Annotated in this window: 12 protein-coding genes; 4 read left to right on the top strand and 8 right to left on the bottom strand. The window is 51.3% G+C overall.

Annotation, left to right across the window (positions count from 1 at the left end):
- Nucleotides 1-363 precede the first annotated feature (363 nt).
- Nucleotides 364-1,596 (bottom strand): ornithine--oxo-acid transaminase, encoded by a 1,233-nt coding sequence (locus tag A3EQ_RS0111175; protein WP_026499907.1) that lies wholly within the window; start codon nt 1,594-1,596, stop codon nt 364-366.
- Between the two features lie 198 nt (nt 1,597-1,794).
- The gene (locus A3EQ_RS0111165; protein WP_020155269.1) at nt 1,795-2,193 is read right to left on the bottom strand and encodes a CvfD/Ygs/GSP13 family RNA-binding post-transcriptional regulator; all 399 of its coding nucleotides are present in this window, start codon (nt 2,191-2,193) and stop codon (nt 1,795-1,797) included.
- Nucleotides 2,194-2,386: 193 nt separating this feature from the next.
- Here A3EQ_RS0111165 and A3EQ_RS0111160 point away from each other — a divergent pair, with 193 nt between their 5' ends.
- Entirely contained in the window at nt 2,387-3,553 is a 1,167-nt protein-coding gene (locus A3EQ_RS0111160) for a MalY/PatB family protein (protein WP_020155268.1), read from the top strand.
- A 797-nt stretch (nt 3,554-4,350) separates the two neighbouring features.
- On the opposite strand, the gene A3EQ_RS0111145 is transcribed toward A3EQ_RS0111160, so the two are convergent.
- The 5 genes from A3EQ_RS0111145 to A3EQ_RS22510 all read right to left on the bottom strand — a co-directional run bounded on the left by A3EQ_RS0111145 (nt 4,351) and on the right by A3EQ_RS22510 (nt 9,227).
- Nucleotides 4,351-7,044, bottom strand: a complete 2,694-nt coding sequence (locus A3EQ_RS0111145) for an FtsX-like permease family protein (protein WP_020155265.1) — start codon at nt 7,042-7,044, stop codon at nt 4,351-4,353.
- Nucleotides 7,041-7,724, bottom strand: coding sequence for an ABC transporter ATP-binding protein (locus A3EQ_RS0111140; protein WP_020155264.1), 684 nt, complete (start codon nt 7,722-7,724; stop codon nt 7,041-7,043). Before A3EQ_RS0111140 ends, A3EQ_RS0111145 begins: the two co-directional genes overlap by 4 nt.
- Nucleotides 7,725-8,180: 456 nt before the next feature.
- Nucleotides 8,181-8,393 carry a hypothetical protein gene (locus tag A3EQ_RS0111130; RefSeq protein ID WP_026499906.1) on the bottom strand — a complete coding sequence of 71 codons (213 nt, stop codon included), beginning with the start codon at nt 8,391-8,393 and terminating at the stop codon, nt 8,181-8,183.
- A gap of 208 nt (nt 8,394-8,601) precedes the next feature.
- Nucleotides 8,602-9,006, bottom strand: a complete 405-nt coding sequence (locus A3EQ_RS22515) for a hypothetical protein (protein WP_154652859.1) — start codon at nt 9,004-9,006, stop codon at nt 8,602-8,604.
- Complete coding sequence (locus tag A3EQ_RS22510; RefSeq protein ID WP_154652858.1) at nt 9,003-9,227, bottom strand: hypothetical protein; 225 nt, start codon at nt 9,225-9,227, stop codon at nt 9,003-9,005. The genes A3EQ_RS22515 and A3EQ_RS22510 overlap by 4 nt, the downstream gene beginning before the upstream one ends.
- Nucleotides 9,228-9,821: 594 nt before the next feature.
- Between A3EQ_RS22510 and A3EQ_RS0111105 the strand changes: the two genes are divergently transcribed.
- The gene (locus tag A3EQ_RS0111105; protein ID WP_040369334.1) at nt 9,822-11,054 is read left to right on the top strand and encodes an MFS transporter; all 1,233 of its coding nucleotides are present in this window, start codon (nt 9,822-9,824) and stop codon (nt 11,052-11,054) included.
- Between the two features lie 82 nt (nt 11,055-11,136).
- Nucleotides 11,137-11,535, top strand: coding sequence for a hotdog fold thioesterase (locus A3EQ_RS20955; RefSeq protein WP_020155256.1), 399 nt, complete (start codon nt 11,137-11,139; stop codon nt 11,533-11,535).
- A gap of 338 nt (nt 11,536-11,873) precedes the next feature.
- On the opposite strand, the gene A3EQ_RS0111090 is transcribed toward A3EQ_RS20955, so the two are convergent.
- Nucleotides 11,874-13,772 (bottom strand): PrkA family serine protein kinase, encoded by a 1,899-nt coding sequence (locus tag A3EQ_RS0111090; RefSeq protein ID WP_020155254.1) that lies wholly within the window; start codon nt 13,770-13,772, stop codon nt 11,874-11,876.
- Between the two features lie 475 nt (nt 13,773-14,247).
- Here A3EQ_RS0111090 and A3EQ_RS0111080 point away from each other — a divergent pair, with 475 nt between their 5' ends.
- Entirely contained in the window at nt 14,248-14,976 is a 729-nt protein-coding gene (locus A3EQ_RS0111080; protein WP_020155252.1) for an amino acid ABC transporter ATP-binding protein, read from the top strand.
- The last annotated feature ends 137 nt before the right edge of the window (nt 14,977-15,113 follow it).

The following is a 15,113-nucleotide window of genomic DNA, read 5'->3' as shown; positions in this document are numbered from 1 at the left end:
AAAATTTAACATATTTTATAATAAATTCCAACAATTTTAGAATGACAATTTTCGACATTTTTCCAATCTGTTCTCCCCGCGGATATTTAACATCGGGCATCGGGAGGTTTTGAGGAATGATCGAGAAGTTAAACAACTTATTTTGCCCCATCTTCCATTCCCTCTTTTTTTCGAAAAAATTTTACCTTGGCAAAAAAGTTTTATAGACTTCAGTCATATTTCTCAAAAAGGAAGGGTGCCCAAAAGAACCCCTTTTGAAGCACCCTCCTTGATTTTCTGCTCCTTAATTAACAGAACGAAGTATTCAAGCTCCATCTTTTCTATTATTTTTCGATCCCCATGTCCCGGTTCATCCGCCGAAAATTACACGGCCGCCGGCCGCATTTCCGCAAACACCGCCTGAATCCGTTCAAAGGCCCAATCCAGCTCCTCCTTGGTGATGACGAGGGGTGGGGCCAAACGGATGACGTTTTCATGGGTTTCTTTGCAGAGCAGCCTCTTCGCTTTCAGGGCTTCGCAATATTTCCGGGCGGGGGTGTGCAATTCGATGCCGATAAATAATCCCCTCCCCCGGACTTCCTTTATGTCGGGATGGTCGATCGTCCGCAATTTTTCCAGGAAGTACCCGCCGAGCTCCAGGGATCGGCGCGGCAGGTCCTCCTCCACGATCACGTCCAGGGCGGCGATGGATACGGCGCAGGCCAGGGGATTCCCGCCGAAGGTGGAACCGTGGGAACCCGGATTGAAGACGCCCAAAATGTCCCGGTCGGCGGCGACGCAGGAAATCGGGAAAACACCACCGCCCAGCGCTTTTCCCAATATGTAGACATCGGGAACGACCCCTTCCCAGTCGCAGGCGAACATTTTTCCCGACCGGCCCAAACCGGATTGGATTTCATCGGCGAGAAACAGCACCTTGTTCTCCTTGCAAATCTCGTAGGCCTTCCGCAAATAGCCGTCCGGCGGAATATGGATGCCGGCTTCCCCTTGGATCGGTTCGACGAGAAAAGCGGCGGTATTTTCGGTAATCGCTTCCTTTAGCGCTTCCAAATCGCCGTATGGAACGAGTTTAATGCCCGGCAGCAGGGGACCGAACCCCCGTTGGTATTCCGGCTCCGACGATAAGCTGACGGCGAGCATCGTCCGTCCGTGGAAGTTCCCCTCGCAGGCGATAATTTCCGCCTTGTTTTCTTCGACGCCTTTGACATCGTAAGCCCAGCGCCTCGCCGCTTTGACGGCCGTCTCCACCGCTTCCGCGCCGGTGTTCATCGGCAGGACCATCTCTTTTTTCGTCAGTCGGGCCACTTTTTCATACCACGGGCCCAATTGGTCGTTGTGAAAGGCCCGGGATGTCAACGTAACCCGATCGGCCTGTTCTTTTAACGCCCGGACGATTTTCGGATGGCGGTGGCCCTGATTGACGGCCGAATAGGCACTGAGCATGTCTAAATATTTATTGCCTTCGGGATCTTCCACCCATACCCCTTCCGCTTTGGAAATGACCACGGGCAGCGGATGATAATTGCGGGCGCCGTACTTTTCCGTCAATTCAATGATTTCTTCCGTGAAACGATGCGCCAATGTTTGAACCTCCATTCCAATGAAAATTTCACGCTATATTCTTATTGTAACGGATGCTTTCAGGCGGAGAAAGGGATAAAAGGGGAAAGGCAAAAAGACGGTTCCCCGGTGACATCGGCGGAAGGAAAAGGATGAGGAAAGTGCCCGCGCATGGAAACGCAAGCCCTGTTTCGAGGCATGATCCGTTCGAGGGAAGAAAAATGGGCAGCGGCCTTAACGTTTGATGGAATATTCTTCCATTGATTGGGCGATCCACTCTTTCAGCTTTTTCTTTAAAGGATAAAATCCCCGTCCGGAAGGAAGGTTGACACGGCGGTATTTCGCATCGGCCATTTTCGCGTCCGGGCGCTTTCTTTTCGGCGGTTTTTGCTTCTTTTCCAAACTTTTCATCGACAACCGGAGTTTCCCTTCCCCGGATGCGCCGATGATTTTTACGCGGATCACCTGACCGATTTTCACATAATCATGGATATTTTTTACATAGCCATTCGTAATTTCGGATATATGAACCAATCCTTGGACATGATCGGATAATTGCACGAACACGCCATACGGTTGGATGCCGATCACTTTCCCTTTGACGACGCTTCCGACTTTCCATTTATCATTCATGACAACACTCCTAAGTCTATAGTTTTCCTTTATGCGTATGATTCAAAAATTATAACATATTTTTGGAACAGGTGAAAAAGATTTTCCCTTTTTCTTCCCGCGTCCCGTTTGATACACGAGCCGAAAGTCCTTCCGTTCCCCCATCCGGATCATTTTTTGGTATGATAAGGAAAAAACGGTTAGGAGGATCGGGATGGCTGTTTTTTCAGACGCATGGATCGACCGAACGTCAACCGACAGCGTCAAATGGAAGGTCCCGAAAAAAATCTATCGACGGGACGATCTCTTGCCCATGTGGGTGGCCGATATGGATTTCCTTTCGCCAAGGGAAATTACGGAAGCTTTGATCAAACGGGCGGAACACGGGATTTACGGCTACGCCGCTCCCCCCGGCTCTCTATTTTCAACGATCCGGCTATGGCTTGAAAAAAGATTTCACTGGACGGTCCCGGAAGATTCCATCCTGTTGGGTCCGGGCGTCGTCTCCTCCCTCGCCCTGGCCATCCGCGCCCTCACGGATGCGGGGGACAAGATCCTGATCCAATCCCCGGTTTATCACCCTTTCTACCAGGTGATCAAAAACAACGGCCGGGAACTTGCCGTCAATCCTTTGGTGTACGACGGGAATGCTTATACGATCGATTTCGACGATCTGGAAAGGAAGCTGAAAAACGGGGTAAAAGCCTTTCTTTTATGCAGCCCCCACAATCCGGTCGGACGGGTCTGGAAAAGGGACGAGCTGGAAGCGATCGGGGCATTGTGCGAAAAATACGGGGTCTACATCCTGTCCGACGAAATCCATGCGGATATCGTGTATGAACCGAATCGCCATCTGCCGATCGCGTCTTTGCATCCCGCGTGGGAAAGACAAAGCATCACCTTCATGGCACCGAGCAAAACCTTCAACATCCCCGGGCTGCAGGCCTCATTTATGGTCATCGCCGACCGGGACATCCGGAAAAAGGTGAAAAGGGAGCAGCAGAAAATCGCTTTCCACGGTCCCAATCTTTTTGCCAACATCGCCATGGAGGCCGCCTATCAACACGGGGAAAAATGGCTGGAGGAACTGCTTTCTTACCTGAAAGAAAACGTGAGGATGTCCATTGAATTTCTAAAAACGGAGCTGCCTGCGGTCCGGCCGGTCGTTCCGGAAGGCACCTATCTGCTCTGGCTCGATTGCCGGGAATTGCAGCTTCCCGAGGAACAATTGATGAAGGCTTTGATCGAAAAAGGAAAAATCCTGTTGGAACCGGGGAAAAAATTCGGCGAGGAGGGCGACGGATTCCTGCGGATGAACATCGCCTGCCCGAGGCCGATGCTGGAGGAAGGATTGCAGCGGTTCAAACGGGCGTTCTCGTAACGGTTCGAATCCGCCGCAAAAAAGGAAATCACGGCCGTTTGCGGAAAAATCCCTCATGCCCAAAGCGGGATTTTCGCCAATGGCTGGCAGGCACGATCCGCACGCGTGCATGATCCGGCGTTTCCGCAATTTTTCCGGTTCCCTGTTGTTCTTTCATAACGGTCGAAAAATTACAACAGCAGGAATTGGCCGGGGTTTATGCCTCATGTTGTTGTTCGTTCATAACGATCTCCTTTCATCGCTTCCAATATGTGCAACTGATCAGGTTCAGAACCTTTCTTTCTTCGTCCGTCTCCTATTCAAAAAAGCACGGCGGCAGATCGGCGGATCCTTGCATATCCGCCTTCCGCGGGGAGACGAAACTCTCCAATCCGCCTGCCCGGCGTCCGGATGTTTGCATGGCCGGATAAAACATCGCATTCATCCGGAAGCTCTGCAGCCCGATGCCGGTCCCGCGCGTGCACCAAACAGCGCCTTGCGGTTATTCGGGAAACTTTCCGGACCTGATACATATGGTCGCATGCGCCGGACAACCCTTGCGGCTGTTCCGGGGTTTTTCCGGCCTCACGGCCCATCCGGTCGACATGCGCAAAAAACCCCTGTAATGCACGCTCCTTCCGGCTTTACAGGGGTTTTTGCGTTTTGCGGGAATCACCTAGGTCGCCGGCAACGGAATCCCACATCCTAAACTTTCCGTTCTTGGTTTTCACGTGGAGCCACTTGGGCACTCACTGCAGAATTTCTCATACTAACCGCCGATCCCGTTTTTCCCAGGAAACCGCCGATTTTCCGCTCTTTTAAAAGCTTTGCCCCGCATCAACCTTTCCTTTCCCCTCCTGCAGGACTTTCCCGGAAATACCGCCGGAACCGCCCCTTATCCGCCAGCGGATGGTAAAGGCGGAAACGGCGAGCAAAAGCAAGGTAAACCCCGCCCAGTTGGCCCCCAAGAAAAGAAATCCTTTCCAATGGATCGGATAGAAGGCGCTGTACAGCGCGGCGCTTGCCGCGCAGCCCGATGCGGCCGCCAGGGCGGACCAGGCCGCCGTTTCCTTTAGATAGAGCCGGAAAATATGACGGTTTTTCCACCCGATGAGCCGGAAGTTTTCCAATTCCTTCTCGCGCACTTTCAGCAGGGAAAGGATGCTTTCGATCAAGGTGGAACCGGCCAGGACATAGGAGGTCCCGATGAGGAAGCCGGAAATCCGGTCCGTCTGCAAATTGATGTATTCGCCCAACAGGGTTATCCCCGTTTGTTCCCCGGTGGAACCGATGGAGAGGTAGACAAAGGAAGACAACAGGCTGACGATCCCGATCTGGGCGAAGGGCGGACGGATATGCTTCCCGTAATAGGAAAGGTTTTTCCGGACCAAAGACTCGCTGTTTGCGGCCTTTTTCCTTTTTGCCGCCCGGAATTCCCGCCGCTCCCGGACAATGCCGCGAAATTTGAAAGGAAGCACGACGAGCAGGATGAACGCGGCGGCAAGAAGAACGATCAAAAACCAAAGGTAAAAATCGGCCCCGAATCTTCCCCATTTTTGCAAAGCCCATGCCCCCGGCAGGGAAATCGACGCCGAAAGCAGGAGGAGAACCGCCATTTCTTGCCTGAACCATCCGATGATGTGCTTCCGCTTCCACCCGAGTTGATGGAAGAGCAGCACATCCCTTCGGTTATCGACCTCCCAAAAAAGCATCCGGTTGATGAGGTAGAAAAGAGCGACAAAAGCGAACAGGACACCAATGATGACGTTGGTCAAATTCCATTCATCCACGATCGTCCCCGCCGCGCCGAGGGTGGTCCACGATTCTTCGACTAGGCCGACGCCTTCGACGTCCACTTTTAATTTTTGCGGCGAGGCCCCGGCGATCATGGTCACCTCCAGTCCCATCGCTTCAATTTCCTTCGCCACTTTTTCAATTTTTTCGGCGGCCGCCTTGGTATACCCTTCAATGCCGGCGACCTTTACGCGGATGGCATCGATCGGTTTGTCTCCCTTTATCCATGCCGCCGATTGGATATTCGTCAACCCCTTCGCCGCGGGAGTGACGAAACTGCCCGGGGTAATCGTCGGCTCCAGGGTGACCCCATGATGCTCGCCGTCCCCAATATATTTCACGGGGGCGAACTGGTAGATGCCGAGGGGGCTGGCCGCCAGCTGTTCCTTTTTGTTCCCCATTTTCACGGTGCCCACCGGGTCGAGGATGAACGTAATCTTCTTCCTCAGGTCCTCATCACGATTGACTTCCGTTGTTTTCATACCATGTTTTTCGATTTCCCGATAGATCGGAACCCCGTTTAACTCGTCCAGCTTCTTCACGGCCAAGCGGCCGTTTTCTGTTACATAGTTTAAAAAACCGGAACGGTAATAGACGGTACTGTCCGCAAAGTTATGCTCAACCAAATAGCCCATCCCCGGATAACTGTCCGGAAGGTCGTACACCGTGCCTATTTTTCCTTCCTCATTAACATAAACTCCTTTCTCATTTTGCTTATAAATCTTCACAAAATCCGACAGGTCCAGATCGTATTCCTTCCGGCTTTTTTCTTTCATTGCCAAGAGTTCGTCAACCAACCGGTCGTATTTTTCCGTGCCCCATTGATTGATAAAAGATATATTGTAAGAATCGTTATCCCCCGGTTCGGAAAGGCCCAGCCTTTCGCGGAATTTTTGGATATCCTTCCTGCTTAACTCCAGTTCATCGATCCTGAGCTTCGCTTTGAGGGAAGTCTTCCCGTCGAGCACCTCGATCACCGGCACGGCTTTTGCGTCGGGGAAACTGTCTCTGACAAACATGGCTCCCAAACCCATTTTGGGAGAATCCGGGTCAATGTCAGAAAAGGAAACGCCCGTCAATTTTTCCTCCTCTTCCGGATCGATGGCCACCAACAAATGATAGGTGTCGGGCAAAAGGAAAGCGGCTTTCTTGTCCGTGCATTCATTTAATAAATCCTTGTGGCTGATCAAATACTCATTGTCCGTTTCAAAGGTATTGCCATCCACCTGATACGCCATCGGATATTTCAATATAAAGCAGGCGTACTCCGGCTTGATGGCATAGTCGTTGATGCCGTCGGACGTGTAAAATTGCATGAGGTAGCGGTTGTATTCATGTTCGGGCGGATAGATGCTGATGTCGTTATTGATCCCGGTAAAATACCCCAAGGAGGCGACGGGAGCGGCAATCTCAATATCCTTCCGGTTTTTGATCCGTTCCCATTGTTCGACGGAAATCCCCCCGTTGCCGAAGCCGATGTAGTTTTCCGGCACAATCCCCATTTTGTCTTCCAACGGATGTTTTGCGCCGGGCGGCCGGACTAAAAGATCATAGCTCCCCCTCGCATAATAGGTGATATCCGTTTTCACCTGGCGATGAATATTCCCCAAGGAAGCAGCCGCCGCGGGCAGGGCCAGAAGGATGCCGACAAGGGAAAGGACAAACAGCAGGTGGATGGTTTTTTTACGGAGAATCCGTTTGAACAACAGCCGGCTCATGGAAGATCACCGATTTCTCCGCCTTCCCGCAGCTTTCCGTCCCGGATGGTTAACGTCCTTGATCCGTATGCCGCCGCTTCCTGATCATGGGTGACAAACAAAATGGTCATCCCGTTGTCATTCAATCCTTTCAATATCTGCAAAATATTTCGCCGGTTTCCTTCGTCCAAATTGCCTGTCGGCTCATCGCACAACAAGATTTGCGGATCATGGAGAATGGCGCGGGCGATCGCCGCGCGCTGTTTTTCGCCCCCCGACAATTCCTGCGGCAATGCGTGCAGGCGATGGCCCATCCCCAACCTTTCCAACACGGCTTCCGACTTTTCCCGGATCAGCTTTTTGGGCTGATACGGCCATTGGGGAAGCATCGTGTTTTCCAACACGGTAAACTGGTCAAAGAGGCGATAATCCTGGAAAATAAAGCCGATTTTCTCGCGCCGGTATTCCTGCAATTCGTCCTGGCCATATTCGGACAAATCGCCGCCGTCCACTTGGATGGAGCCGGACGTCAACGGAAGCAGGCCGGCGATCACATTCAACAACGTGGTTTTTCCCGACCCCGACGGGCCGAGGATCGATATCCACTCTCCTTTTTCGACGGACAAGGTGACGTTTTGCAGGGCATAGACCGGTTCCATCGATTGGAAGATGACGGTCGCGTTCTTCAATTCAATCTGCAACGGGCGGTCACTCCTTTCTGAAAACCAACCTTTTCGTTATACCTATCATATAAAAATTTACAAAAAAATCCAATGCTATTTTTTAAAAATAGATTATGTTCCGAATTTTAATACCCGAAGGATTTTTCCCTCCACAATTGCCTGGATCCGGGAATGTCCCGCCAAATAAAAAAGGATGATCCCCCGATCAAGGAATCATCCGAATAAAAACAGCCCCTTTCGGCGATATCATGTTTTTCGGAGAAACGGCCGCCGGAGCGGCTAAAAAGGGTGCCGCTATCGCAGGCGGAATCAACGTTTCCGGGAAAAGGGCAGAAACCGTTCCTCTTTCCATTCCATCCATCCGCGGTTTTCGGAAAAAACGAATCAAATCTTGTCCCAAGCCGCCAAGAAGCGGGATCAAAGGAACAATCGATCCGGATCAAGAACCGTCGCAAATGAGATCCCGCCCTTTCATCAACCCTTCTTATCTTCCCCTTGCCATTTCTTCACCTGTTCTTCCAAATGTTTCGCCTTCTCCTCTTCTTTTTTGGAATAACGGACGATCCACAGGAAAGTGAAAACGCAGGCGATAAAAAAGATGGAGAAGGAGATGGCGGCGGGGATATATTCCCTTTTATCCTCGGGGAAATAGAGAAATAAGGCAAGAATCCAATCCATCGCCAACATCCTTTCCGGCAATCTTCTTTGCCAATCGGAGACGGCAGGTCGAAATCGGGCCGTTTCCCCTTCCGTACCGGCAATCTTCCCGGTCCGTTCCAATCTCCGCCCGGCACTTGCGGAAAAATGGAAAGAACATCTGCGGGATTCCCGCGGCGGCAGATACCGTTCCACCCTGCCGCGGCCGGTTTTGCAAAACCAATCCAATGCTATTTTACTATAAAGAAACAAGAAATACATGGATGGGCAACCGGACCGGTTTCTGCCGAAGACCGGGGGGAAATATAGCCCCGTTTGGCGGAAAATTTTCAGGCCGGGTTTGCGGTGTTGAAGAGAAACATCTTTTTTCAACAAATTCCGTCCCGTTCAATTTCAAAATCCACATTGATTTGACCAACATTCGGCGGCCCTGGTCGACAACCGGTTCTTTCATCGCGGCTGGATCGTTCAACGTCTGGGGAAAAACGTTCAACATTTTTGGAAAAAATTCAATCAGCCATTCGATATGTCCAACATCATGGCAAAAATGTTCAACATTTATCTTTGATAAGAAGACGGATTGTCCAACATCCGAACCGGAATGTTGATTATTTAAAAAAAATTGTCCAACACCGAAGTTCACTGTCCGACATTCGCGACGATTTGTCCGACATATGAAAAAGTACGTTCATCATGAAAAAAACTTTGTTCATCATAAAAGAAAAAATAACCATCATCCTGGAAAAAACGTCCAACATCAAATGAAAATTGTCCATCATCCTTTTCGTGTCCATCATCCGATACGGTTTGTCCAAAATCCGGGCCCTTTTTGCCGGACACCGATACCGGGACAGGATTGGCCATCCCGCCGCGAAATTGAAACGGACTTCCCGGTCCGAAAAGCATGGCCGGAACCGGGAGGCGAAAACTGCGCGAATGCCGCGTGAAAGGGTTCAAATTTTCGGGACCTTGCAGCAGGTTCGGGGCAAAGTCCCTTGAACGCCGATGGGAACTCCTCCCAATCTTAAAAGTATGACTGTCCGCTTTTTCCCCCTATGACCGAACGCACTTTTCCAGCGGAATCCGTTGTCTTCCGCATGTCTTTCCCCTCCGGATAATACAAACGGAAACTGTTCCGAAAAGGGACGAACCCTTCTTTCGGGATCTCTTCAGAGACGATCAATCACCATTTTTTCGGAATCGGGTAGTTTGACCCGGGGCAGAATTCCCCCCGTGAAACGATCAATCTCCATTTTTTCGGAATCCCTTTTCCGAAAAACCGGCAAGCCCCACTCTTTTGCTCCGCCGTACGCCGGCCGATTCCCATCCGGCTTGGGCGGAAGGCCCGCTGTGCCGCGGACGGAAATATGCCCTCCCCCTCGACGACTTGCCCTCCCCTTTTCCGTTTTCATTTCATATATTATAATATTTAGAGAAACGAAATATTTAAAGAAGGTGATGGAAATTTCTCCTTCGAAACGAAACTTGTCCATTTTGTGGGTCGCGAATTTTTTAGTGGCCTCCAGCACCACCATGATCATGCCTTTTCTTTCCCTGTACATTGAAACGATGGGGAATTTCAGTGAAGAGTATGTGCAAAAATGGGCAGGTTTTGTCTTCAGCGTAACCTTTATCACCGCCTTCCTCTTCTCTCCGTTCTGGGGACGCATCGGCGACAAATACGGCTATAAACCGATTTTGCTGATAACGGGGACGGGCATAGCGGTCAGCATCTTTTTCATGGGATTTATGCATTCGGTCCACCAATTGTTTCTCCTGCGGCTGTTTATGGGCGCCGTGACGGGATTCATTCCCACCTCCCTCGCCCTCATCGCCGCCCAGACGCCGAAAAAAATCGTCGGTGAAGTCCTCGGGACTTTGCAGACGGGGAACGTGACGGGAAGTTTGTTCGGGCCGTTAATCGGCGGAATGATGGCCGATCATTTCGGATTTCAATATACCTTTGTTTACACATCCGTCGTCATCTTCATCGCCACATTGGTCGTCCTTTTCGGCGTGAAAGAGAAGAAGCGGCCGGAAAAAGCGAAAAGGGAAAAAACCTATACCGGGAAAGAAGTTATCTCGTTCATCTTTCATAAAAAAGTCCTGCTGTCGATGATGCTGATCACTTTTTTCGTCCAAATGGCCAATTTCACCATCCAACCGTTGCTGGCGCTTTATGTGAATAAGCTCACCCATGCGGAAAACGTCGCGTTTTTGGCGGGGATGGCCTTTTCCGCCTCCGGTTTCGGCAATCTGCTAGCGACCCGCCAATGGGGAAGATTGGGCGACCATATCGGCCATGAAAAGGTCATTCAGTTTTTGTTGATGGCCGGTGCCATCCTGTTTCTGCCCATGGCCTTCGTCCATTCCTTATGGCAGCTCGTCATTTTGCGCTTTTTCTACGGCATGTGCATGGGCGGCATCATCCCGTGCACGACGGCCTATGTCCGCCTGGTGGCTCCCTTGGAAGTGCAGGGGGAAATCCAGGGCTACCAGGTCAGTTTCCGCTTCCTCGGAAACGTCATCGGCCCTGTGACGGGCGGGGTGATTTCCGGGTATATCGGCATTTCCTCCGTCTTTTTTATCACGAGCGGCATTTTGGCCGCCGCCTTTTTGCTGCTCCTTTGGGGCTCGAAGAGAGAAAAGCGGGAAAGGGAAAGGAAAAAATTGTTGTTCGGCAGTTTTTGAACAAAATTTTCCGGACTTAAAGGATTTTCCCCTTTTTTCTTGAATTAAGGCTATAGAAAAAGGGGGGAGAGGCTTGACATTAATGGATGCGTTAGGGATTGAGCTGGAAGTGTTGGATGAGGGTTACGTGCGTGCCAGCATGCCGGTGGACGAACGGACCCGCCAACCCTTCGGCTATTTGCACGGCGGGGCCTCCGTCGCCCTGGCGGAAACGGTGGCGAGCGTGGGCGCCCACCAGCTCATCGATCCGGAAAACGAAATTTGTTTCGGCATGGAAATTAACGCCAACCATATCCGCCCAAAAAGGGACGGGAAGGTCACCGCGGAAGGAAAAATCCTTCATCACGGCCGGCGCAGCCAAGTTTGGGAAATCCGCATCACCGACGAAACGGGCCGATTGATCTGCATTTCCCGATGCACGATCGCCGTCGTCGCCAAAGAAGAAAACGGCGGTGCCGATCAAAATGGAAAGGGAACATGAACGGAAGGCGGGAAGCTGCTCCGATGATCCCCGGAAGCGGGAAAAGGAGCAGCTTTTTCCATGAAAGGATTGTTGTGAGCGTATTTTCGCATTATCAAGAGTGAGACCGTGAAAGGCGCGCCGGCACGCCCCCGCATTCCTGTGCGATTCCGTTAACGTCCGGTAATTTCCGGAGCAAGGCAAAAATTGGGCGAGTGAACAGGCGTACGGGGAACCCTGCATACCGCATTTTGAAACTGTGGATTTATCTGGATGAAGCGAACAATCGTACGGGAACCGTGCATACGAAAAACGGCCATTTTACTTTAGCAAAAATGAGAGAATGACAGGCGAACCCGTTAACGGTTTAACAAGCTGCCGACATATTTCAACAATTCATTCGCGGAAATCGAGTTGTATCCGTATTCGTCGATGAGGCGGGCGATGACTTCATTGATCTTCTTCAGCTGCTGCTCGTCGGGGGTTTTCGTCGAGGTGGTGATCTTCACGATATCCTTCAAATCGGCGAACAGTTTTTTCTGGATCGCCTCCCGCAGCCGGTCATGGCTGTTGTAGTCGAATTTTTTCCCCTTTCGCGCATAGGCGGAAATGCGGATCAGGATTTCTTCCCGGAACGCCTTTTTCGCGTTCTCGGAAATGCCGATCTGCTCTTCGATCGACCGCATCAGTTTTTCGTCGGGGTTGATTTCCTCGCCCGTCAGCGGATCCCGCAATTTCGTCCGGTTGCAGTATGCCTCCACATTGTCCAAATAATTTTCCATCAAGGTTTTCGCCGATTCCTCGTAGGAGTAGACAAAGGCCTTTTGGACTTCTTTTTTGGCGATTTCATCGTATTCCCTCCGGACGAGGGAGATGAAATTCAAATATTTTTCCTTCAGTTCGGGGGTGATGGAAGGATGCTGATCCAGGCCTTCCTTCAGCGACCGGAGCACATCCAAGGCGTTGATGGAGGGAACCCCCTTCCGGATAATGGCGGACGAAATCCGGTTGATGACATAGCGGGGATCGATGCCGCTCATGCCTTCATCGGCGAATTCTTTTTTGAGTTCGTCCGCGTCCGCCTGGCTGAATCCCTCCACCATTTCCCCGTCATACAGCCGCATTTTCTTGATCAGGTCCATATCCCCCCGTTTCGGTTCCCTCAGCCGGGTCAGAACGGTGAACATGGCGGCGATCCTCAACGTGTGGGGAGCGATATGGACATCGGCGGCGTCGCTCTCCTTGATCATTTTTTCATAGATCTTTTCTTCTTCGCTCACCTTCAAATTATAGGGGATCGGCATGACGATAATCCGGGAGTGAAGGGCCTCGTTTTTCTTATTGGCAATGAAGGAACGGTACTCCGTTTCGTTCGTATGGGCGATGATCATCTCATCGGCGGAAATCAGGGCAAACCGCCCCGCTTTAAAATTCCCTTCCTGGGTGAGGGAAAGCAGATGCCATAAAAATTTTTCATCGCTTTTCAGCATCTCCTGAAATTCCATCAGGCCCCGGTTCGCCTTGTTCAGTTCCCCGTCGAAACGGTAGGCGCGCGGATCGGATTCGGAGCCGTATCGGGCGATCGTGGAAAAGTCGATGCTTCCCGTTAAATCGGCGATGTCCTGGGATTTCGGATCGGACGGGCTGAAGGTGCCGATGCCGACGCGGCGGTCTTCGGAAAAAAAGATCCGCTCCACCGGTACTTCTTCGATTCTCCCGCCGAATTCCTGTTCCAGCCGCATCATGTTCAAAGGGGACAGGTTGCCTTCAATCCGGATCCCGAACTCCTGATAAAAATCCTCCCGCAGATGGTTCGGGATCAAGTGGAGAGGATCTTCATGCATCGGACAATCCTTGATGGCGTAGACCGCCCCTTTCTCCGTCCGGGTATAAGCTTCCAAGCCCCGCTTCAGCAAATTTACCAATGTGGATTTGCCGCCGCTGACCGGCCCCATCAGCAGGAGGATCCGCTTGCGCACATCCAAACGTTTGGCCGCCGGATGAAAATATTCTTCGACCAGCCGTTCCAGCGCCTCTTCCAGCCCGAAGAGATGGCCGCTGAAAAATTTGTACCTTTTCCTCCCGTTCTCATCCTCTTCCACGCCCGCATCTTTGATCATGTTGTATATTCTGGCATGGGCCGATTGGGCAATCCACGGCTTTTCCTTTAACAGCTCCAAATATTCGGCAAAGGTTCCTTCCCATTTTAATTTTTCTTCTTCCATACGCGCCTGGGCAATCTTGTCAAGAATCCTCACAGGTACCACCCCATGCTTTTTCATTTTCGCCGCTATCAAGCATTGATACCTATAAGTTTATGTCCCTTGCGGGGGAAAAATGCCTGTCCGCTTCCGCCATGTTCCGCCGGAAAACGATTCCGCCCGGCGGTCACCGAACCTTTGATCGCTGCCGGGCGGAGCACCCTTGGGCACGGGCCTTTTCCTTTCTTGCCGGGAACCGTCGGCTTGCAGCAGGACCCTCGCGGTTTTTGGCCTGAGAGCCTCCCCCCTTTCTTTTATCCGTCTCCCATTCCACCCAATATGAGCCCCCCCTCTTCCTTTCATCCGGCGCCGATTCCTCCCAATACCCGTGGCGGCCGGGCAGAAAAAGATAAAAATCCTGCGGAATCCGATGGCGATGCAGTAGATTTCCGTTGGTTTTCGTCGTTTTCGGTAGGCGGTATTTACAATAAATTTAGAAAAGATACACATTTTCGAATGAGGGGGAGGTTTGTTGATCTATTTTCATCAAGTGAACAAATACTATGGCGATTTCCACGTGCTGAAAGATATCAACTTAACCATCCATCAAGGGGAAGTCGTCGTCATCATCGGCCCGTCCGGTTCGGGAAAAAGCACGCTCGTCCGTTGCATCAACCGATTGGAAACGATTACAAGCGGGGAACTCATCGTCGACAATGTGAAAGTCAATGACAAAAAGGTCGACATCAACCGGCTGCGGCGCAATATCGGCATGGTTTTCCAACATTTCAATTTGTACCCGCATATGACGGTCCTGCAAAATATTACGCTGGCGCCGCGGAAAGTGCTCCGCATCCCGGAAAAAGAGGCGAAAGAAACGGCCATGTACTACCTGGAGAAAGTCGGAATCCCGGAGAAAGCCAACGCCTATCCGTCCGAATTGTCCGGCGGGCAGCAGCAGCGGGTCGCGATCGCCCGAGGATTGGCGATGAAACCGAAAATCATGTTATTTGACGAGCCGACGTCGGCCCTTGACCCGGAAACGATCGGCGAAGTGCTCGATGTCATGAAACAATTGGCCAAAGAGGGAATGACGATGGCCGTCGTCACCCACGAAATGGGATTCGCCCGTGAGGTCGCGGACCGCATCGTCTTTATCGATCAGGGGCGCATTTTGGAAGAAGCCCCTCCGGAGGAATTTTTCTCCAATCCGAAAGAAGAGCGCGCCAAAGTATTTTTGGGCCGTATTCTCAACCATTAATCAAAGCAGGTCATCGATTCGTCCCTTCTCCTGTTTTGCCGGGAAGCCGTATTTTCAACCATTAATCAAAGCAGGCGGCACGCCTTCGGCCTTCAATTTTATTTTTGGGCCGCATTCTTAACCATTAACAAGGAGGT

Origin of the sequence: Caldibacillus debilis DSM 16016, assembly GCF_000383875.1 — a bacterium.
In the GTDB taxonomy this organism is placed as follows: domain Bacteria; phylum Bacillota; class Bacilli; order Bacillales; family Caldibacillaceae; genus Caldibacillus; species Caldibacillus debilis.
Note: the sequence above shows the minus strand (reverse complement) of the source record. Positions and strands in the feature narration are given on the sequence as shown.